Below are 20796 nucleotides of genomic sequence, written 5' to 3' on the forward strand. Positions count from 1 at the left end.
ATGAGTACACACCCAGAAGAGGTTTTGCGCCTCGACGGGATCACCAAACGCTTTGGAGAGCTGACCGCAAACGACGCGGTCAGCTTTTCTCTGGCAAAGGGTGAGGTCGTCGCGCTGCTTGGTGAAAACGGAGCCGGTAAAACCACGTTGATGAACATTCTCTTCGGTCAGTATACGGCTGATAACGGGACGGTTTCTGTCTTTGGCAAGACACTTCCGCCGGGCAACCCCCGTGCGGCGCTGGATGCTGGTGTGGGGATGGTCCACCAGCATTTTACGCTGGCGGACAATATGACCGTGCAAGAGAATATCACCCTAGGCACAAGACCCTTGTTCAGTGGGCGGCTTGATCGAAAAGCGGCGCGCCAGCGGATTGTGGAATTGTCCGAACGTTTCCATCTGGCTGTGTCTCCGGATGCGAAAGTCGGTAGTCTTAGCGTTGGGGAAAGACAGCGTGTGGAAATCCTCAAAGCGCTTTACCGCGATGTGCGCATTCTAATTCTGGATGAACCGACTGCGGTATTAACGCCGCAGGAAACGGACGACCTGTTTGCAACGCTGAGACAGGCGATTGCTAACGGTCTTTCGATTATATTTATCTCTCACAAACTCCACGAGGTTATGGCCATCGCTGACCGCGTGGTGGTCCTGCGTCACGGTAAAATGGTGGACGGGGTCGCGATCAAAGACACAGACAAAACAGCGCTCGCCGCGTTGATGATGGGGGCAGAGGCCACACCCCCGTCCGTGGCCCCAGCCAATCCGGGCGCGACGCTGATGGAATTGCGTGACGTGACAACGCGCGATATTGGTAATGCCCCCGGATTGAAGTCTGTCTCATTGGCTTTGCGATCTGGGCAGATCATTGGGTTGGCCGGAGTATCGGGCAACGGGCAGGCAGCAATGGCGGAGATTGTTGGCGGGCAGCGCAAACCTGCAGATGGTTCGCTGGCACTGGCAGGGGAGGATATCACCAAATGGACACCCCGCACGGCAGTGCAAAACGGGATCGCTCGCATTCCCGAGGATCGGCACAAAACGGGAACGATTGCAGATTTTGATCTGACGGAAAATGCTATACTTGAACGGTACAACGATGCCCCCTTCAGCAGGGGAGGGTGGCTCGACTGGCGAAAATCCCATAGGTTTGCCAGCGAGATTATTGAAAAATACGACGTGCGCTGTCCGGGGCCGGATACAACAATCCGGCTGCTGTCGGGGGGCAATATGCAAAAGCTGATCTTGGGGCGCGTTCTTGAAGCAGCGCCGCAAATCATTCTAGCGAACCAACCGGTGCGCGGGCTTGATATCGGGGCGGTGAATTATGTGCACTCCCAACTACTGGAAGCACGGAATCGCGGTGCGGCGGTCTTGCTGATCTCTGAAGATCTGGATGAAATCATGGGTTTGGCCGATGTTATTTATGTGATAGCGGAAGGCCGCTTGTCTCCGACATTTGCGCGGGGTGAAAAAACGCCCGCAGAGCTGGGATTGTGGATGGCGGGGCAGGGGTTCGATGAACCTGTGCGCGAAGAAGGGGGTCACCATGCGTCTTGAACCGATTGAAAACCCGACGGTTTTGCGCAAGCTGGGTCTACCCGCCGCTGCACTGGCGGCGACCTTTCTGGTGGCTTCTCTTTTGGCGATGGCCGCCGGTGCCAATCCGTTTTCAGTCTTCGGGTTGATTCTGAAAGGGGCGTTCGGGTCTAAATTTGCAGTGCTCGAGACTTTGAACCGTGCAACGCCCCTTATTTTTACGGGGCTGGCGGTGGCCATCGCGTTTCGGGCTAAATTCTGGAACATCGGGGCAGAGGCACAGCTTTACGCGGGTGCCTTGGTCACAGTGGTGCTGGGCACGGGGTTCCTGCAGTGGCCTGCCTTTGCGATCCTGCCAGTGCTCATTCTTTTCGCGGTACTGGCGGGTGCGATTGTGCTGTTGGTGCCAGCTTTGCTCAAGACGCGGTTTGGTGTCGATGAAGTTGTCACCACGTTGCTGTTCAACTTTATCTTTTTGCTGTTCATTTCTATGCTGCTGGAAGGTCCTCTTAAAGATCCGATGGGCATGGGCTGGCCCAAGTCCGCGCGCTTGATACCCGACGCCCGCTTGCCCCGCATTGTTGACGGATTACGATTGCATTGGGGATTTGGACTGGCGCTGATTTCAGCGGTGATGATCTGGATCATTCAGACCCGCAGTACGCTCGGCTATGAAATGCGCGCGGTTGGTTTGAATAAAGAGGCGGCCGCTTTCGCTGGTATTCCGGTCAATCGTGTGCTGGTGAAAACCGCGCTCCTGTCCGGTGGTCTTGCCGCGCTGGCCGGTTTCTCCGAGGTGGCGGGGTTGAAGGGCAGTCTGACGCTCGATCTGTCGCCGGGGTTTGGTTACACCGGAATTATCGTTGCGATGCTGGCGCTGCTGAATCCGCTTGGGGTCGTTGTGGCGGCCCTGTTTGTTGCTGGCATTTTTGTAGGCGCCGACAGCATGAGCCGCGCGGCCGATGTGCCGACCTATCTGGCTGATATCATGCTGGCGAGCGCGCTCTTGATGATGGTGCTGGCGATTATGCTGACCCGTTTCCGCGTGGTGAGAGGCTGATTATGGACATTATCGAAATACTCTTCACCGCCAGTTTTTGGGCCGCCGCCATCCGAATTGCAACTCCGCTGATCCTTGCCACCATGGGAGAGTTGATCTGCGAAAGGGCAGGGGTGTTGAACCTCGGGATCGAAGGCATCATGGTCGTCGGCGCTTTTGCAGGCTGGATGGCGGTCTATTCGGGAACCGGTCTTTGGGTCGGGGTTGCCGTGGCTTTTGCTGTGGGCATGGTCTTTGGCCTGTTGCACAGCACGCTCACAGTCCCCTTTGGATTGTCCCAACATGTGGTCGGTCTGGGCGTAACGCTTCTGGCCACGTCGGCAACGTATTACGCCTATCGCTTGGCCTTGCCCGAAGTGACCAGCCCGCCAAAAATTGCCGCCTTCCAACCGTATGAAGTTCCGCTCCTCTCGGAGATTCCTTTCGTCGGAGAGGCATTATTCGCGCAAACACCCTTCACTTATTTCGCATTCCTGTTGGTGGCTGCGGTTGCCATCGTGCTCTATCGCACGCCATTGGGTCTAGCGGTACGCGCCGTCGGGGAGAACCCTTCGGCGGTGGCGGCGCAGGGTCTGTCTGTGACGGCGATCCGCATGGGGGCGGTGATTGTGGGCAGCGGGTTTATGGCAATGGGGGGCGCATTCCTGACCATGTCCGCGTTCGACAGTTTCTTCTTTGAAATGGTGAACGGACGCGGCTGGATTTGTATTGCGCTTGTTGTCTTCGGGTCTTGGCGACCAGGTAAAGCGCTGCTTGGCGCGGTCTTGTTTGCCGCTTTCGACGCCTTGCAGATCAGGGTACAACAAACTGAAATTGGGGCAGAAATACCCTATCAAATCTTCCTGATGATGCCTTATATCCTTTCCATTCTTGCGCTTGTCGTGATGTCACGCCGCGCCGAAGTTCCCGCCGCCCTGATGGTGCCGTTCAATAAAGGAGAACGCTGATGTTTGATCTGATCGTAAAAGGGGGCAATCTTCCTAACGGGCAGGTGGCTGATATCGGCATACGCGACGGGTTGATTGCAGCGATCGAACCGCTCGACGGGGCCGAAGCCGCAGAAACCGTAGAGGCGCAGGGTGATCTTGTGTCACCGCCCTTTGTCGATCCGCATTTCCACATGGACGCGACTCTGTCCTACGGTCTGCCGCGGATCAATGAATCTGGCACCCTGCTGGAAGGCATCGGCCTTTGGGGGGAGCTGAAAGAGATCGTCACGCAGGACGATATGGTCACGCGCGCGCTGGAATATTGCGACTGGGCGGCGAGCATGGGTTTGCTGTCAATCCGTAGCCATGTGGACACATGTGATGACCGTTTGCTCGGTGTGGAAGCCATGCTGGACGTTCGCGCAAAGGTTAAAGATTACATTGACCTGCAACTCGTTGCTTTCCCTCAGGATGGCTTCTATCGTGATCCCACCGCGCGGGAAAATACGATCCGCGCTTTGGATATGGGTGTGGATGTGGTTGGGGGCATTCCCCACTTTGAACGCACGATGGCAGATGGTGCTGCATCCGTGAAGGAACTTTGCGAAATCGCCGCCGAACGTGGTTTGCAGGTAGATATGCATTGCGATGAAACCGACGACCCAATGTCGCGCCACATCGAAACGCTGGCTTATGAAACCACGCGGCTCGGGTTGCAGGGGCGGGTTGCCGGATCGCACCTGACCTCGATGCACTCTATGGATAACTACTATGTTTCCAAACTGTTGCCGATGGTGGCTGAAGCAGAAATCAGCGCCATTCCGAACCCTCTGATTAACATCGTCATTCAGGGGCGTCACGACAGCTTCCCGAAACGGCGGGGCCTGACGCGGGTGAAGGAAATGTTGGCAATGGGGATCAATGTTGGCTGGGGACAGGATTGTGTGCTTGACCCTTGGTATTCCTTGGGCACTGCGGACATGCTGGATGTGGCCTTCATGGGATTGCATGTGGCGCAAATGACCAGTCCCGATGAAATGCGCACCTGTTTCGATATGGTGACTGCAAACAACGCCAAGACCCTTGGCTTGCAAGATTACGGATTGCGGGTTGGGGCGCAAGCCTCGCTTGTGGTGCTGGATGCGTCCAACCCGATAGAGGCGCTGCGATTACGGGCGGCGCGGTTGTGTGTGGTGTCTAAAGGGCGGGTGATCAGCCGCACCCCGCGCGCAGATGCGAGCCTTTCCATCGCGGGGCGGCCCGGACGTGTACGCCGCCGGCATCAGGTCAAACCCTGATCGTAAGATCCTGTGCAAGCTGATTGGCGCGCGCCAGATCTGCCCGTAGCAAATCTGTTGCCGCTTGCCGCGCGGCGGGATCTTGCAACCGCAGCAGATAGGATGGATGGAACGTCAACACCACCGGTGTTCCGTCGTCCAACTGGTGGACCTTGCCACGCCGCTGTCCGATGTTCTTACCATTGCCGGTAAGGGACAGCGCCGCGCTCGCCCCCATCGCAAGGATTACGCGGGGTTGCACGGCCGTGCGCTCCGCATCAAGCCACCATTTGCATTGCTCCACTTCGGTCGTGCTCGGCTGTTGGTGTATCCGGCGCTTGCCACGGGGTTTGAATTTGAAATGTTTCACCGCGTTGGTGACATAGGCTTTGTCGCGGTCCACACCTGCTTCTGCACATATTTGATCGAACAGTTTGCCCGCTGGACCGACGAATGGTCTCCCCGCAAGATCTTCGGTATCGCCGGGTTGTTCGCCGACAATCATCAAAGACGCACCCATCGGCCCTTCGCCGGGGACCGCTTGTGTGGCGTTGCAATGCAGCGGACAGCGGGTACAGGCAGAGAACTCGGCACGCAGCGCATCGGCATCGCCGGACCAGACAGACTCCGGCAGACGCGCCAGTTGTTGTTGCACCTTTTCAACACGAAGCGGCGGCAGGGAGGGGGCTGCCTCGTTCATGGCGCGCACGCGGGCAGGGGCTGACGCGATCAGGTCGGGGATTGCAGCCGCCTCGGGCATGTTCTTCCAGTACTTCTTTGGCATCTCCGATTGCATCGCTTTCACTTTCACCCGTGCCGGATTGAAAATATTGCGAAAATAGGTCGTCCAAAGCTGCTCGCTCGCGTCTTCAGGCAGGGGTGGCTTGGACTGTCCTGCACTAAAACTGATCTCTCCGTTGACGAAATTAGCGGTGACGCTGGGCGTAATGATGCGCCAGTCCATATCGCCAAAACGCCGCGCGAAAAATGTGGAAGTTGGTTCAACTGTAAAGTGGCTCGGCTCAAACCATGCTGCGAAAGAACGGCGGGGATCATCGGGTGAACCGATCTCGCGGAAGCGCACAAAAGCCTTCATCTTATGCTGACAGCGGTGCACGTTCTTTTCCATCCGCCGCAATTGCGCCAGTTCGGGATCAGCCCGATCGCTCAGCAGATGGGGCATGTCACGCAGCCGCCACAACACACGATAAAGAAGCGCAAAGCGGGAGGGATCACTGTGCCAAACCACGGAACGGGCGAGAGAGATGAACTCTTTTGGAACCGTCAGAACCGTATCCGTTTGGGGCGGCGGCGCAGAGTCCCACAGACCGGCGGGGGTGGTTTCATCCCCCCAACTGACATCGCAAGGCGGAATGTTCGCGTTGATCAAACCCCGCGCCGCATCCCGCCATGCCTGTGCCGCGCCGATCATCGGCATGGTCATCCGGATTGTCATAACAGGCTCAACTGCACTGGCGGGGGGGCAAACCGCGCGCGCAAATCCGCGCTGTCGATCAGTTTGTTGGGCGACCAACCAGTGGCTGTCACAAACGAGCGCGCTTTCTTCATGGAGATGCCCATGCGGGTTAGATCTTCATACCGCAGACTGCGGTGACGCCTTGTGGAAAGAATGCGATTGACCGTGCGCACGCCAAAGCCCGGCACCCGTAACAACAGCTCCCGACTGGCCTTATTCACGTCGAGTGGAAACAACCCGCGATGGGCCAGCGCCCAAGCCAGCTTCGGATCATAATCCAGTTCCAGATTTCCGTCCTTGGTCACATCAGTAATTTCGTCCAATTCAAACCCGTAGAACCGCAGCAGCCAGTCCGCCTGATAAAGCCGGTGTTCCCGTTGCAGGGGCGGGCGGATCAACGGCAGATTTTTCGAGCTGTCGGGAATGGGCGAGAAAGCGGAATAATACACCCGCTTCAAGCCGTAGCTGGAATAAAGCCGCGTGGACTGGCCAAGGATTGTCGCATCGTTGGACGCATCTGCCCCGACGATGACTTGTGTCGATTGCCCTGCAGGCGCGAACTTCGGCGGGCGCTTGCCCGTATGGGATTTATCTTTGCTGACTTCTTTACGCAAACGGACATGCCCCATTGCCTTGCGGATCTGCGCGGGATCTTTTTCCGGCGCGTATTGGGTCACAGCTGAATCTGTAGGCAGTTCCACGTTAATCGACAAGCGATCCGCAAGCAGTCCTGCTTCCTCTATCAGTTCCGGCGCGGCATCGGGTATGGTTTTGAGATGGATATACCCGCGGAAATTTTCCTCATGCCGCAGTTTGCGGGCGATCTGCACCATTTCGGACATCGTCACGTCAGGGGAGCGGATAATACCGGACGACAGGAACAGGCCTTCGATATAATTTCTACGGTAAAATTCGATAGTTAGCTTAACAACTTCATCCACCGTAAAGCGCGCGCGTTCCACGTTTGACGACACGCGGTTTACGCAATAGGCGCAGTCATAAATGCAGAAATTCGTCATCAAGATTTTCAAAAGCGAAATACATCTACCGTCAGGCGCATAAGCGTGACAAATTCCGCTGCCGCCATTGGAGCCAAGCCCTTTCCCATCGCGGGAGTCCCGTCTGGTGGACCCAGAAGAGGCGCAGGAGGCATCATATTTCGCGGCATCGCTAAGGATGGCAAGTTTGGATTCTATAGATCGTGTGCTCATGTGTTCACTATACGTTCCTGTCGGCGTGAAAACAATAGGAACACCCGCATAGCGTGCTTGCGCCGGTGAAAATTCGCCGATGACGTTAAGGCAGCAGGCGGGCGAAGGTGATTTAGCGCAGTAGTGTGCCGGGGTTCATGATGTTATCAGGATCAAGTGCCGCCTTGATACTGCGCAGAGCGGCCTGTTTTGCGGTGCTTGCATAAACCTCAAGGTCGGCGGTTTTCAGACGGCCGATGCCGTGCTCTGCGCTGATCGAACCGCCGTTCCGGTGGGTCACTTCATTGATCGCCATCCGCACCGCATCAATGATGTCGGGATGGCTTTGGATGAATTCTGCCTTCGGGGTACCTTCGGGGGCGAACACGTTATGATGGATATTCCCATCCCCGATATGTCCGTAGGTGTTGATCCGCAACCCTGCATGAATGTCGCGCAGCGCGGCGTTGGTTTCATTCACAAAAACACCAATCTTGCGAATAGGGACCGAGGTGTCGCTGCTGCAAAAGGCACCTGCCATCCGGTTCGCCTCGGGCGTGTTTTCCCGCAAGGCCCAAAGGTCTTCAGACTGGGTTTCGGACTGGGCGATTACGGCATCAATCAGAAGATTATCTTCAAACATTTTCCCAAGCACCTGTTCTACGGTGTCGGCCAGACCTGTTGGTCCGTCGAACTGCAGCAACAGATGCCATGGGTGCTTTTGTGCGAAGGGGGCGGGAAGTTTGGGGAAATGGCTGCGCACCAGATCGACGCCGAAGCCGCTCATTAATTCGAAAGCGGAGAGAGATTCGCCCAATGCGGCCCGCAGATTCTTGTAAAGGGTTACGCCATCGGAATGATCCCGAATGGCACAGAATACAGTTACGGACTCGGGGTCTTGCGGTTTTAAAATGAGGCTTGCCGCGGTTATGATCCCAAGCGTGCCTTCACTTCCGATCAGCAGGTGGCGCAGATCGTAACCGGTGTTGTTTTTGCGCAAAGGGCTGAGTTCGTGAAGGATCGAGCCATCCGGCAACACAGCCTCAACCCCAAGACACAAATCACGCGCGTTGCCATGACGCAGCACTTGTATCCCGCCCGCATTGGTGGCGAGGTTGCCGCCAATGCAACAGCTGCCCTTAGAGGCCATGCTTAAAGGGAAAATCATTTTCTCACGTGCGGCACAGTCGTGAATATCTTGCAGGATACATCCGGCCTCCGCCACTAAAACCCCATCTTCTACAGACACTTCGCGGACTTTGTTCATGCGTTCCAGCGATACAATTACAGCGTCGGCGCTGTCAGGCGAGAGCTGTCCGGCTACGACACCCGTTCCGCCGCCATACGGGATGATCCCGATTTTCGCGCCTGCGCAATACCGCACAATTCGGGAAACCATCTCTACGCTATCCGGCATGAGCACGAGCGTTGCCAAACCCGTAAACCGTCCACGCGGATCTTCAAAGTAGCGCTCCATATCCGCGCCGGCTTTCCAGCCATTGTCCCCGACGATGTCTTTTAATGCGGCCAAGGCCTGTGGGGCGGGAGGATTAAAACCGGCTGTCATTGGGGGGCGATTGTCCTGCAAATATCTTAGGTTGCACCAAAACTATCCGAAAGTTTTCCTTGCGCAAATCATATGATTTTTATTCTAGGTAAAGAGAATTTTACAACGCCCGTCCAGGGTGATTGTCTTCGATTGTACAATGAACCTGATCATACAACCGCTGCACCAGCTGGATTTTAGAACAATCGGTGCGTGTCAGAATGCCCAAGGTCCGCGCCGTCGCGGTGGGGCCGAGCGGGATTTTCCGCAGCCCTTCAAAGATAGGGTCGGGCACGCAGATATTCGGCCCGATTGAAACTCCGAGGTCATGGGCAATCATACTGGCAAGATTTTCAAGCGACCCCATCTCCATCGCGTCATGGACTGTCACCTTGTTGTCAGACAGCCATTCTTCTGCCAGCATCCCGACAGAGGCTTGCCGCGTGTGGCGGATGTAGGGTTTTTTGGCGAGGATTTCGAAAGGGTCGTCTTCAGTCACTTCGGGCGAGGTCAACAAAACCAGTTCCTCGCGCACGAAAGGTTTCCAATCGAGATTGCGGGCCAAGCGTGTCGGCTCGCTCAGCACGGCGGCATCCAGCGTGCCTCGTTCGATCTGTTCCAAAAGGTTGGGCGACAGGTCTGGCACCACGCGGATGTGCAAATCGGGATAGAGCTGAACCAATCGCTTCATCGCCTGCGGGATTAACCCGCGAATGGAAGAGGGCACAGCCCCAAGAACCAACTCCCCGATCATGCGGGGATCGCCAGTCAGATCGTGAAGGATCGTATCATATTCCACCACTACGGCCTTGGCCTTTGGGACCAGCGCCTTACCCAACTGGTTCAGGCGCGGAGTTTTGGCAGAGCGGTCAAACAGCGACACGTTCAACGAATCCTCAAGCCGCTTCATCTGCTGGCCGACAGCTGCGTGGGTGACGCAAATCTTTTCGGCGGCGGCGCTAAAGCTGCCGTGTTCGGAAATGGCGATCAGGGTTTTGAACAGGGAGATGGTCATCGGATGCTTTCGCAATAAGGGATTTGCTGTACATAAACAGATGCTTTACTTAAACGCAAATATTAATGATTTGATTTAATTCAGCTTTACAACAACGGTAGTTGGGAAATGTAACTTTTGGGATCATACCGTGGATATAGACAAAAAGATCGTCGCGGATTTCGTGAACAACGACATCGAATTGGTGACGACCGTTCCGTGTAAACAACTAGCAGGGGTAATTGATGAGATCGACGCCTGCAAGGATATCTATCACATTCCGAGCAATAAAGAGGACGAAGGTATCGGGATCTGTGCAGGCGCCTTTATGGGGGGCAAGCGATCGGCGATTATCATGCAGAACACTGCGATTGGTGTGACTGTAAATACGCTCGTTACGCTCACCCAATTTTATCGCATGCCGCTGCCGATGTTGATTTCCTATCGCGGGGAGCTGAAGGAGCCGGTGGCGTGTCAGGTAGAAATGGCTGTGCACACCAAGGCGTTGCTGAACCAGCTGCATATCCCGACCTATCATTTCCACCAGCAATCCGATGCAGAAGAGCTGGACACGATCCTTAAATATACATTCATGTGCAACAAACCGGTGGCAATCCTGACCGATGCAACCTTCTGGGGAGGCTACGGCGACCAATGATCCGTTCTGATATTTTAAAAGAGCTCGTTCCCGTCATTTCTGACCAGCTTGTCGTGTGCAATATCGGCCTGCCGAGTCAGGAACTGCATATGCTCGACGATCAACCGACCAATTTCTATATGCTCGGGACGATGGGGCTGTCCTCGTCTATCGGGCTTGGCGTGGCTTTGGCACAGGATAAAAAAGTGATCTCCATTGACGGGGACGGGTCGGTGTTAACCAATTTTGGTACTCTGCCCACCATTGCCAATAACGTGGCGGACAACTTTATTCTGCTGATCATCGACAACGGATCTTATGGGTCAACGGGCGATCAGCCGACCTATGCAGGGAAGAAAACCTCTCTGGCGGCAGTGGCCAAAGCCTGCGGTTGTGAAACCGTGATAGAGTGTCAAGCCGAAGATTGCGTGGACGTCATGCGAGACGCGATTGCGGGTGACAAGATGACGATCATCGTGTGTAAATGTGAAAGTGGAAATATCAAGGTCCCTGTCATTACTAAGGATCCGGTCGTGATCCGCGACAGGTTTATGACAGCAATACGAGAGGCAAACACCTGATAGGACAACAGATTTAAGCTTTACAGCACAATAGGGAGGAAAATTATGCTGAGAAGAACCATACTAAAGGTCGGTGCCGCAATGGCACTGGTAACGAGCCTTGCAACCGTCGCATCGGCAGAGCTGAGCGGTCCGGTAAATTACGTTATCCCCTTTGGTCCGGGTGGTGAATCCGACATCTCTGCGCGGATGCAACAGCCGTTCTTTAAGGAAAAATTCGGTCAGGATCTGGTCGTATCCTACCAGCCAGGTGGAGGGGGTGCCGTGGGCTGGGCCTCGCTCAACGGGTTGAGCAGTGATGGTCAGACTATCATGGGCGTTAACCTTCCCCATATCGTGATCAAACCGGCCCAAAAAGATGTTGGCTTCAAGACCGAAGATCTTAACATTTTTCATATGTTCCACTTCACGCCGGACGCGATTGTCGTGACCGCGGACAGCCCATACCAAACGCTTGAGGATCTGGTGGCAGACGCCAAGGCCAATCCAGGGCAGGTGACGATTTCGGGATCGGGCAAAGCGAGTGCGAACCATCTGGCACAGATCAAGTTTGACAAAATGACCGGTGCGATGACCACCTATGTTCCGTTCAAAGGGACCGGCGCGGCTGTGACGGCGCTTCTTGGCAAACAGGTTAAGGCGGAATGGGGTTACACGACAGTTGGTGCAGCGCAAGGCGATGCGGTGCGTATGCTGGCGGTCGCGATGGAAGAACGCCATCCGCTGTTCCCCGATGTGCCTACCTTCAAAGAGCTTGGTTACGACATGGTAGGCGGTGCCTATCGCGGGATCGCGCTGCCAAATACGGCGAGCGACGAGACCACTAAAATGTGGTCCGATATGATCAGCGCGGTGAACGCTGATGAGGCCTTCCGCCAAAAGATGCTCGACGCGGGGTTTGCCCTTCTTGACGTAGATGCGGCTGGCATGGATGCCTTCATGGCAGAGCGTAAAGAAGAGTATCTTAAAGACGCCCGCGAAGCCGGACTCATCAAATAAGACAGATCATGCCGGGGGGCTTCTATGAATCTTGACCATTTTCTAACCGCCGTGACGCCGTTTAACCTGTGTTTGGCTTTATTCGGTGTGGCGGCGGGGACGATTGTTGGATCAATCCCCGGCTTGACCGCGACAATGGCACTGGCGGTGCTGGTGCCGATCACCTTCAGCATGGATCCCGCCTCGGCGCTGATCCTGCTGGGGGCGATTTATACCGGTGCCCTTTATGGTGGGGCTTACGCCGCCATTCTTCTAAATACACCGGGAACACCTTCTGCGATTGCCACCACTTTTGACGGTTATCCAATGGCCAAACGGGGTGACGGAGACCTTGCCGTGGCGCTCGCCTGTTTCGCATCGGTCTGCGGCGGGTTGATCGGGGCCTTTGCGCTACTGTTGCTCGCTCCACCCCTGTCCAAAGTCGCGCTGGCTTTTGGCCCTGTTGAATATTTCTGGCTGTCGGTCTTTGGCTTGTCCCTGATCGCGTCCCTTTCAACAGGCAACCTGATGAAAGGACTAGCTGGCGGGGCTTTCGGGATGATCTTGTCCACGGTTGGGGTCGCTGAAATTTCCGCTGACATCCGCCTGACCTTTGGCAGCCAAACCCTGATCAGCGGCTTTGGCGTGGTCGGCACTTTGATCGGCCTCTATTGCATCCCCGTCCTGATAGATCTGGTGGCCGTACCGGACCGGCATCTAAAGGTAGAGAAAGACGTAAAATCCGTGCGCATCGGAGAGGCATTCGGCCTTGCCATGCGCTCCAAATTCAACCTGATCCGCTCTTCTATTATCGGCACTTTGGTCGGCATCCTGCCGGGGGCAGGGGGATCGGTCGCCGGTCTCGTTGCCTATTCTGAAGTAAAGCGCGGCGCTAAGCCCCACCAAAAATTTGGCGAGGGCGAACCCGACGGAATCATGGCCGTGGAATCCGCCAATAATGCCACTGTGGGCGGTGGTTTCATCCCGACACTCGTTCTGGGCATTCCCGGCACCCCCCCTGATGCCATCGTGCTTGGTGCGTTGTTGGTGCAGGGCGTGCGGACCGGTCCGACTATGTTCCAGCAAAGCGGCTCTATCGTTTACACTTTTATCTACGGGTTGATCATCGCGACGATTATGATGCTGCCTGCGGGCCTTCTGATCGGGCGTTATGCCTATAAGTCCATTGTCACCATCCCCAAAGCAGTGCTGGTTCCGGCAGTCGGCTTTATGACCATCATCGGCACTTTTGCGATCCGCAACAGTATTTCGGATGTGGTGATTATGCTGTGCCTTGGCGTGTTCGGCTGGGTTGTGGCGCGGTTTGGATTTGCCGCTTCACCCATCGTGCTCGGCCTGATCCTTGGCCCGATTGCCGAACAGGGTTTCGTGCAGGGCTGGACCATCGGAGCAGCGACCAACAATCTGACAGGGATGTTCTTCGGGCGGCCGATTTCTCAAGGGATCATCGCCTTCACCCTGATCACGCTGGTGCTGCCGGTGTTTATGGCAAGACGCCGCGCAAAAGCCACTGAAGGAGCCACGGAATGAGCGTTTCAACCTCTCAAGGGCACATCGGGTCCCTGCTGACATCGGCGTTTTTCATGCTGGCCGGGGCGGCAACCCTTTATGACGCTGCGAGTTATACGGATCGTGACAGTCAGGTATTTCCGCAAACAGTGGCGGTGATCCTGATTATAACGGCAGGACTGTCGCTGATAAATCGCTTGCTGCGCCCCACGGACCGGGGTGGCTTCGGGCCAGGCAGTTGGTGGCGGCGTATCCTGTTGGTGGTCAGTATGCTAGCAGCCTGTTTTGCCATGCCGTTGATCGGGTTCCTTCCAGCAGGCGTGATCGCCTTTGCCGGTGGTTTGATCGCTGCCATGCACGACAAATGGACCGTTCGCACGGTTCTGCTTTACTGGAGCAGCGGCGCGGTGGTCATGGTCTGTTTCTTCGCCCTGTTCAAATTCGTTCTGAACGTGCCGCTGCCCTAAGCCCTAACCGTTAGAAAGGCGCATGCGTGATGTTTTTTGATAACGCGATTCACAGCTTTGAAGATGCCCGCAGGATTGCGAAGCGTCGGTTGCCTTGGATGGTGTTTGATTACATTGACGGCACGGCAGGGACGGGATGCGGCGCGCGGACAAACCGTGCAGCGCTCGACGGGATCAAACTGCAACCGCGTGTTTTAAATAACGTCGAAGAGCGCAGCATTGCGGGGCAGGTGTTTGGCAGCACAACCAAGGTACCCTTTGGGATTGCGCCGATGGGAATGTGCAATCTTTCCAGCCCGTCAGCGGATCGTTTGCTGGCGCGCATGGCAGCCAAGGATACCATTCCTGTCGGGGTCAGCACGGTCGCTTCCACCTCGCTTGAAGAAATGTGGGAACTCTCACAAGGCAGTGCCTGGTTCCAGCTTTATATCAGTCGCACGACCGAAACGGCGGATCGGCTGATCGCGCGGGCCAAGGCGGCGGGCTATGACACCCTTGTGCTGACCGTTGATGTGCCAGAAGTTGGTCGCCGCCCGCGCGAGCTGCGCCGCGGGTTCAAAATGCCCTTCCGCATTGGACCGCGCCAGTTTGTAGACTTTGCCTGTCATCCCGCGTGGTCCTTGCCTCAACTGGTGAAGGGCAAACCACAGATGGGGAATTTCGGCGGCGCTTTCGGGGAGTTTGACCGTGAGGAAAGCCGCGCCGGGGCGGATTGGGTCACGCTGGCACGGGTGCGCGATCAATGGTTCGGCAAACTGGTGTTGAAAGGCGTAATGGACGCGCGGGACGCAAAGCGGGCGCAGGAATGCGGTGTGGATGCGGTGCAAGTGTCAAGCCACGGCAGCCGCCAGCTTGACAGTGCACCACCAGCAATCCAAGCGCTAAAGACCATCCGCGACGAACTGGGGCCGGAGTTCCCGCTGTTTTATGACAGCGGCATCCAAAGCGGCGAGGACATCGTCAAAGCCTACGCGATGGGGGCGGATTTCGTTTTTGCAGGCCGCCCGTTTTCGTATGGAATTGCAGCGAATGGTGCGACCGGCCTGCGCCAGATGCGGGACGTTCTGGCGCAAGAGATCAGTATAACGCTCGCCCAACTCGGCCTGCGAAAGTTAAAGCAGATCACACGGGAGGTGATCGCCTCACCGCTCTAACTATGTCCCTTTGATCACGCCCAATCGCGGCAGACGTATTTCACATCTGTAAACGCCTCCAGCCCCAGCCGCGATCCTTCCCGACCCAGACCGGATTGCTTCACCCCGCCAAACGGGATCGGTGCGCCGGTGACTTTGGTGCGGTTCACCGCCACCATTCCGAATTGCAGCGCACGACTTGCACGGTAAATCCGGCGGGGGTCCTGACTGTGAACATAGGCAACCAGCCCGTATTCCGTGTCATTGGCCCGCGCGATTACCTCTTCCTCGGTGTCGAAAGGCGCGATTGCCGCAACGGGTCCGAAGGTTTCCTCGGTCATGATGCGCGCATCAGCAGGCACATCCGCAAGCACAGTCGGTTCAAAGAACAGCAGCCCTTTTTCGTGGCGCTTGCCCCCGCACAGTAACCGTGCCCCTTTGTCGAGCGCATCGCGGATCTGTTCTTCCTGCTTTGCCACCGCGTTTTCATTCATCAGCGGTCCGATGTCCGGATCGTCGATCCCTGCACCAACACGCAGTGCTTGGGTCGCTTTGGTGAACTCTGCGCAAAACGTGTCATAGCAGCCCTTCGCGATGAAAAACCGGTTTGCGCCCAGACAGTCCTGCCCCGAGGTGGCAAATTTTGCTTTGATCCCTTCCTCAACCGCGCGTTCCATGTCCGCATCGTCAAACATGATAAACGGTGCATGTCCGCCCAGTTCCAGCACCAGACGTTTGATCGTATCGGCCCCTTGCGAATAAAGCAGGCGCCCGATTTCAGTGGACCCCGTGAAGGAAACCGCCCGCACGCGGTTGTCGTTCATCCACGCGCCGACAATCTCGGCCGCGTCGCCTGTGACGACGTTAAACACGCCTTTGGGCAGTCCGGCCCGTTCGCCCAGTTCGGCAAGGGCCAGTGCGGAAAACGGTGTTTCGGCGGATGGATGGGCCACCACAGTGCAACCGGCAGCCAGCGCAGCGCCCGCTTTGCGCGTCAACATCGCAGACGGAAAATTCCACGGCGTCACCAAAGCAGCAACGCCAACAGGTTCACGCCAGACCTCTACCTCGGCATCGGGCAAATGAGATGTGACACCTTCGATATTCGGGCGGCGGGCTTCTTCTGCGTAAAACTCGTAGAATGCGGCGGCATAATCGATCTCGCCACGGGATTCCGAAATCGGCTTGCCTTGCTCGGCTGTCATAATCTGCGCGAGGTCTTCTTTATGTTCGAGCATAAGTTCATACCAGCGGCGCAGAATATGGGACCGCTCTTGGGGCAGAAGTCCTGACCATTGCGCGAAAGTCGCTTGCGCAGCACTCACGGCTTCCCGCGCATCCTGCGCACCAAGTTTTGCAACCTGGCCGAGCGTTTGCCCGTTAGCTGGGTCCGTCACCGCAAAAACTTCGTTAGATACACCGGCCTGCCACGCGCCATCCACATAGGACAGTTCGCGCCAAAGGGCGGGGCAGTTCAGGTTTGAAAATCCGGCGGGGGCGCAGGTTGTATGCTGTGTCATCGGGTCCGATCCTTCCTAAGAGGCCTGTTTCGCGCAGATTAGGGGAAAGGCGGGGGAGGGTGTTTCGGGATTTGCGGGCCAGTTCCGATGATTTATCGCCCAAAACCGATGTTCGGGCGGTGATTTTTCGGCTCAGGTGTCAAACAGAAGGTCGAAAGGCAACGGCGCGTTTTTCACCGCTTTGGTCACAATATAGGTGAAATATCGGGTAAGCCCTGCATCTTCTTCCAGCACCGTATCGATAAGCTGCTGGTAACTTTCAATATCGCGGCTAATCACCTGTAACAGATAGTCAAACCCACCACCCAAGGCCCAGCATCCGGTGATCTCGGGGTGGCTTTCTATGATGGCTTCAAAGGTCTGGAAGGCCTCGGCGTTATGGTTGGCCAGTTCTGCGAGAACGAAAACGGTCACATGTGGCGCGAGCTTTCGAAGTTCAACCTCTGCATGGTAGCCCTTGATAAGCCCCGAAGACTCCAGCCGTTGCAGCCGGTCCCAACAGGCCGTCGCGCTTAGATTGACCCGATCCGCGAGCGCGGTTTTAGAAATCCGCCCCTCTGCCGAAAGGGTCTTTAGAATGGCGATATCGCGTTTATCAAGTTTGGTGAAGCTCATGTGTCAGTCATGGGCGTGACGGGAGGGCTTGTCAATTGTACTGATTACAGTGAGTATCCCGCATCATGACAAATTGGCTTCCTGATCCCGAAACCATCACCCGTCCAGCGTATCGTTCGTTGGTGCAGGCCATCGAGCTTGCAATCCAGCACGGCGATCTGAAACCGGGGGACCAACTGCCGCCCCACCGAAAACTGGCCTTTGATCTGAAGCTGAGCGTGCAAACCGTCAGTCGGGCATATGATAAATTGACCGAGGCGGGTAGGGTGGTTGGCGAAGTGGGGCGCGGCACCTTTGTTCGGGGGGCGCAGGACGATATTCCGGTTCCCTTCGTAAGCCGCAAAACCGCCGATAGAGTGCTTGATATGTCGCTGATCAAACCGGTGCTGGACCAAACCCACGATATTGCGATGGAGAAGGTCCTGCGCAGCATGGCCCGATCTTTGCCGCAAGCGGTTCTGTCGGGGTTCCGTCCCGACGAACTGCAAGACGAAGAGCCGGAATCCGCGCGGCGCTGGCTGAAGCTTTGTGGTGTGGATACAGGCAGCTCCGGTGTCGTTGTCACCAACGGCAGCACCAGCGCGATGAGCATGGCGCTGATGACTGCGGCGCAGGCGGGCGACCTGATACTGACCGAAGATGTAGGGCATCACACCCTAAGGTCGCTGACGCGGTATTTGGGAATGCGACTGGAGGGGGTGCATGTGGACAGCGAAGGCATCTGCCCCGACGCGCTAGAGCGAAGATGCCTGCAAGAACCTGTAAAGGCGCTATATTTAATGCCGGGGGGAACCAACCCGCTGGGGTTTGTCATGTCCGCGCAACGCCGCGCCCGCATTGTCGATATTGCACGCCGCTTTGATATTCTGATTGTTGAGAACCACGCTTGGGGGCCATTGCTGCAAGGGCCGCCGCCGCTTGCAGCACTTGCACCGGAGCGGGTTTTGTTTTTCACCAGCCTGACCAAATCTATCCTGCCAGGCTTGCGGGTTGGCTATCTGGTGGTGCCGGATCATCTGGCACGGGCCGCCGCAAACAGGCATCTGGTGATGAACTGGATGGCGACCAATCTGATGACGGAAATCGCCTATCGCTGGATTATGGATGGGACAGCTGAAAACCTGTTGGAACGGCAGCGATCTGCGCTGTCCGATCGCGCCAATGTGGTAGAAAACCTGTTTCGCGGGCTTGATTATACAATGGCGCCGAACGGGTTGCACGTTTGGCTGAATACGGACTGCATCGAACAGGAACAACATCTTGTGGACACTGCCCGCCGGATGGGTGTCGCCGTTGCGGCAGGGGCCAGTTTCAGCATCGGCCCCCATGAGAATCATACAGGGATTCGTATCGCCCTCGGGGGGTTGAGTTTCCCTGATTTCTCCCAAGGTATCCGCATTATTGCCGGCATTATGGCCGATGAGCCTACCCTGAACGCGCGTTAAAGCCGCTCGCGCTTGGGTGGAATTGTCATGGTTCAATACTGGCATTGACATGATTGTCATGGTTCGAAATGGTTAATTAATCATGACAATTTGTGCAGCACGGTCTTCGGGTCGTGTCTGTGCGCGTTTAAGGAGGACTGTATGTCTCTATTTAAAAATCTTCTCGCGGGGGGCATTGTGGCCTCTGTTGCATCCATCACTGCTATGGGCACCGCGAATGCCGACACGTGGCGCTATGCGTTTGAGGAAGCCATGGACGAGGTTCAGGGCAAATATGCGCAGAAATTCAAGGAGGTGATCGAAGCCAATTCCGATCACGAGATCCAGTTGTTCCCATATGGCACACTTGGTGAAAGTGCTGACATCATGGAGCAGGCGCAGGCTGGCATCCTTCAGTTTGTCGACCAGTCTCCGGGTTTCACCGGCGCACTGATCCCTGAAGCGCAAGTCTTCTTCGTGCCGTATCTGTTACCTGACAATGAAGAAGAACTGTTCGAATTCTTCCGGACCTCCAAAGCCGTGAACGAGATGTTCCCGAAGCTTTATGCCGAGCAAGGTCTGGAACTGCTGACCATGTTCCCCGAGGGCGAAGTGGGTATTACGACGCAAGAACCGATCAGCTCTCCGGAAGATTTCGATCAGGTCAAAGTGCGCGTGATGACGAATCCGCTGCTGGTAGAAAGCTACAAAGCCTTTGGCGCTACGCCGACACCACTGCCGTGGGGCGAGGTGTATGGCGCTTTGCAAACGGGCATCATTCAGGGGCAGGAAAACCCGACGTTCTACATCCTGTCCAACAAACTGTATGAGGTGAGCGAGCATCTGACCTACATCGGTCACAACAACTTCACCACGGCTGTGATGGCCAATCAGGACTTCTATCAGGGTCTGTCTGATGCGGATAAAGAGGTTGTGCAGAAAGCTACCGATGAAGCTTTCGAGTATATTCTTGAGTACCAGAAGGGCCAGACCCAAGCCTCTATTGACGGGATCAAGGAGGCCAAGCCGGATTACACCATCACCGTGCTGGAAGACGAAAAGCGTCAGCCTTTCCGTGATGCGGCTGCGCAGGTCGAAGAAGCTTTCATCGAAATGACAGGTGACAGCGGCAAAGGCCTGCTGGAGCAGTTCAAGGCCGATCTGGAAGCCGTTAAGAAATAGACCTTAATTACGCTTTCACGGTTCCCCGATTATGGTTGGGGGACCGTTCTGTTTTCCGAACTTAAGTTATTCATACGAAGGATTCCAAAGGTGACAGACGCAAACCACGGGTCGCAGGAACAATCGAACACCGATACCACCGGACTCGATGATGCGCCCCTTACGGCCTATGAATCCAGCTTGCCGGGCTTTCTTGGAACCATCGACAACGGGATCAGCCGGATTGAATCCCTGATGCTCGCCGCTGGGGTTCTGCTGATGGCAGCGAACACGATGTCCAACGTGGTGGGGCGGTTTGTGTTTCAAAGTTCGATCTTCTTCTCAGAAGAGCTTAATCGTATTCTGATTATCCTGATTACATTTGCCGGAATTTCCTATGCTGCACGGCACGGGCGGCACATTCGTATGTCAGCCATTTTCGACGCCATGCCGCCGAAATTGCGCAAGGTGATGATGATCGTGATCTCTCTGGTGACGGCCGTGTTTATGTTCGGTCTGGCGTGGTACGCGCTGCAATATCTGATGACGCAGGCCGGTCGGGGGCGGGTGTTGCCCGCGCTGCAAATACCGGTCTGGATGCCGCTGGTCTGGGTGCCCATCGGCTTTTTCATGACAGGGCTGCAATACTTTCTAACGGCTGTGAAAAACATGATTGAGAAGGACATCTATCTGTCCACCAACGTGCTGGAAGGCTACGACGACAACGAGCAGGAGATCTGA

At 56.0% G+C, this 20796-nt stretch carries 19 protein-coding genes; 13 read left to right on the top strand and 6 right to left on the bottom strand.

The genetic code is table 11. The features are described 5' to 3' along the window. The 4 genes from IEX10_RS15010 to IEX10_RS15025 are packed head-to-tail and all read left to right on the top strand — an operon-like array spanning nt 1 to nt 4823. Nucleotides 1-1557 (top strand): ABC transporter ATP-binding protein, encoded by a 1557-nt coding sequence (locus IEX10_RS15010; protein ID WP_188677052.1) that lies wholly within the window; start codon nt 1-3, stop codon nt 1555-1557. Next, on the top strand, nt 1547-2596 hold the full coding sequence (locus IEX10_RS15015; RefSeq protein ID WP_188677055.1) for an ABC transporter permease: 1050 nt from the start codon (nt 1547-1549) through the stop codon (nt 2594-2596). The genes IEX10_RS15010 and IEX10_RS15015 overlap by 11 nt, the downstream gene beginning before the upstream one ends. Before the next feature lie 2 nt (nt 2597-2598). Further along, nucleotides 2599-3543 carry an ABC transporter permease gene (locus IEX10_RS15020; protein ID WP_188677058.1) on the top strand — a complete coding sequence of 315 codons (945 nt, stop codon included), beginning with the start codon at nt 2599-2601 and terminating at the stop codon, nt 3541-3543. Next, nucleotides 3543-4823: an amidohydrolase family protein gene (locus tag IEX10_RS15025; protein ID WP_188677060.1), complete on the top strand. Its 1281-nt coding sequence runs from the start codon at nt 3543-3545 to the stop codon at nt 4821-4823. The genes IEX10_RS15020 and IEX10_RS15025 overlap by 1 nt, the downstream gene beginning before the upstream one ends. Here IEX10_RS15025 and IEX10_RS15030 read toward each other — a convergent pair. From IEX10_RS15030 to IEX10_RS15045, 4 genes are all read right to left on the bottom strand, one after another. After that, nucleotides 4813-6258 carry a UdgX family uracil-DNA binding protein gene (locus IEX10_RS15030; RefSeq protein ID WP_229678576.1) on the bottom strand — a complete coding sequence of 482 codons (1446 nt, stop codon included), beginning with the start codon at nt 6256-6258 and terminating at the stop codon, nt 4813-4815. The two genes, IEX10_RS15025 and IEX10_RS15030, sit on opposite strands and share 11 nt — an antisense overlap. After that, nucleotides 6255-7490, bottom strand: a complete 1236-nt coding sequence (locus IEX10_RS15035; protein WP_188677062.1) for a putative DNA modification/repair radical SAM protein — start codon at nt 7488-7490, stop codon at nt 6255-6257. The genes IEX10_RS15030 and IEX10_RS15035 overlap by 4 nt, the downstream gene beginning before the upstream one ends. Nucleotides 7491-7602: 112 nt before the next feature. Next, nucleotides 7603-9036, bottom strand: a complete 1434-nt coding sequence (locus IEX10_RS15040) for an FAD-binding oxidoreductase (protein ID WP_188677065.1) — start codon at nt 9034-9036, stop codon at nt 7603-7605. Nucleotides 9037-9136: 100 nt separating this feature from the next. Continuing rightward, on the bottom strand, nt 9137-10030 hold the full coding sequence (locus IEX10_RS15045) for a LysR family transcriptional regulator (RefSeq protein WP_188677067.1): 894 nt from the start codon (nt 10028-10030) through the stop codon (nt 9137-9139). 130 nt (nt 10031-10160) lie between these two features. Between IEX10_RS15045 and comD the strand changes: the two genes are divergently transcribed. From comD to IEX10_RS15075, 6 genes are read left to right on the top strand one after another with little or no spacing between them, the layout of a single operon-like run. Beyond that, complete coding sequence (comD, locus tag IEX10_RS15050; protein WP_101656034.1) at nt 10161-10667, top strand: sulfopyruvate decarboxylase subunit alpha; 507 nt, start codon at nt 10161-10163, stop codon at nt 10665-10667. Continuing rightward, complete coding sequence (gene comE / locus IEX10_RS15055) at nt 10664-11227, top strand: sulfopyruvate decarboxylase subunit beta (RefSeq protein WP_188677071.1); 564 nt, start codon at nt 10664-10666, stop codon at nt 11225-11227. Before comD ends, comE begins: the two co-directional genes overlap by 4 nt. Nucleotides 11228-11272: 45 nt before the next feature. Next, the gene (locus tag IEX10_RS15060) at nt 11273-12226 is read left to right on the top strand and encodes a tripartite tricarboxylate transporter substrate binding protein (protein ID WP_188677074.1); all 954 of its coding nucleotides are present in this window, start codon (nt 11273-11275) and stop codon (nt 12224-12226) included. A 24-nt stretch (nt 12227-12250) separates the two neighbouring features. Beyond that, complete coding sequence (locus IEX10_RS15065; RefSeq protein ID WP_188677077.1) at nt 12251-13756, top strand: tripartite tricarboxylate transporter permease; 1506 nt, start codon at nt 12251-12253, stop codon at nt 13754-13756. Continuing rightward, nucleotides 13753-14202 carry a tripartite tricarboxylate transporter TctB family protein gene (locus tag IEX10_RS15070; RefSeq protein ID WP_188677080.1) on the top strand — a complete coding sequence of 150 codons (450 nt, stop codon included), beginning with the start codon at nt 13753-13755 and terminating at the stop codon, nt 14200-14202. The genes IEX10_RS15065 and IEX10_RS15070 overlap by 4 nt, the downstream gene beginning before the upstream one ends. A 29-nt stretch (nt 14203-14231) precedes the next feature. Continuing rightward, nucleotides 14232-15356, top strand: a complete 1125-nt coding sequence (locus IEX10_RS15075) for an alpha-hydroxy acid oxidase (protein WP_188677083.1) — start codon at nt 14232-14234, stop codon at nt 15354-15356. Nucleotides 15357-15370: 14 nt separating this feature from the next. On the opposite strand, the gene IEX10_RS15080 is transcribed toward IEX10_RS15075, so the two are convergent. Together IEX10_RS15080 and IEX10_RS15085 are read right to left on the bottom strand one after the other, a co-directional pair. Beyond that, nucleotides 15371-16855, bottom strand: coding sequence for an NAD-dependent succinate-semialdehyde dehydrogenase (locus IEX10_RS15080; protein ID WP_188677085.1), 1485 nt, complete (start codon nt 16853-16855; stop codon nt 15371-15373). A gap of 132 nt (nt 16856-16987) precedes the next feature. Further along, complete coding sequence (locus IEX10_RS15085) at nt 16988-17470, bottom strand: Lrp/AsnC family transcriptional regulator (protein WP_188677088.1); 483 nt, start codon at nt 17468-17470, stop codon at nt 16988-16990. Nucleotides 17471-17535: 65 nt separating this feature from the next. Here IEX10_RS15085 and ehuR point away from each other — a divergent pair, with 65 nt between their 5' ends. From ehuR to IEX10_RS15100, 3 genes are all read left to right on the top strand, one after another. Continuing rightward, entirely contained in the window at nt 17536-18915 is a 1380-nt protein-coding gene (gene ehuR, locus IEX10_RS15090; protein ID WP_188677090.1) for a MocR-like ectoine utilization transcription factor EhuR, read from the top strand. Between the two features lie 141 nt (nt 18916-19056). Then, nucleotides 19057-20076 (top strand): TRAP transporter substrate-binding protein, encoded by a 1020-nt coding sequence (locus tag IEX10_RS15095; RefSeq protein ID WP_188677093.1) that lies wholly within the window; start codon nt 19057-19059, stop codon nt 20074-20076. Between the two features lie 90 nt (nt 20077-20166). Beyond that, entirely contained in the window at nt 20167-20796 is a 630-nt protein-coding gene (locus IEX10_RS15100; protein WP_373287541.1) for a TRAP transporter small permease, read from the top strand.

It is taken from the genome of Neptunicoccus cionae, assembly GCF_014643735.1.
In the GTDB taxonomy this organism is placed as follows: Bacteria; Pseudomonadota; Alphaproteobacteria; order Rhodobacterales; family Rhodobacteraceae; genus Amylibacter; species Amylibacter cionae.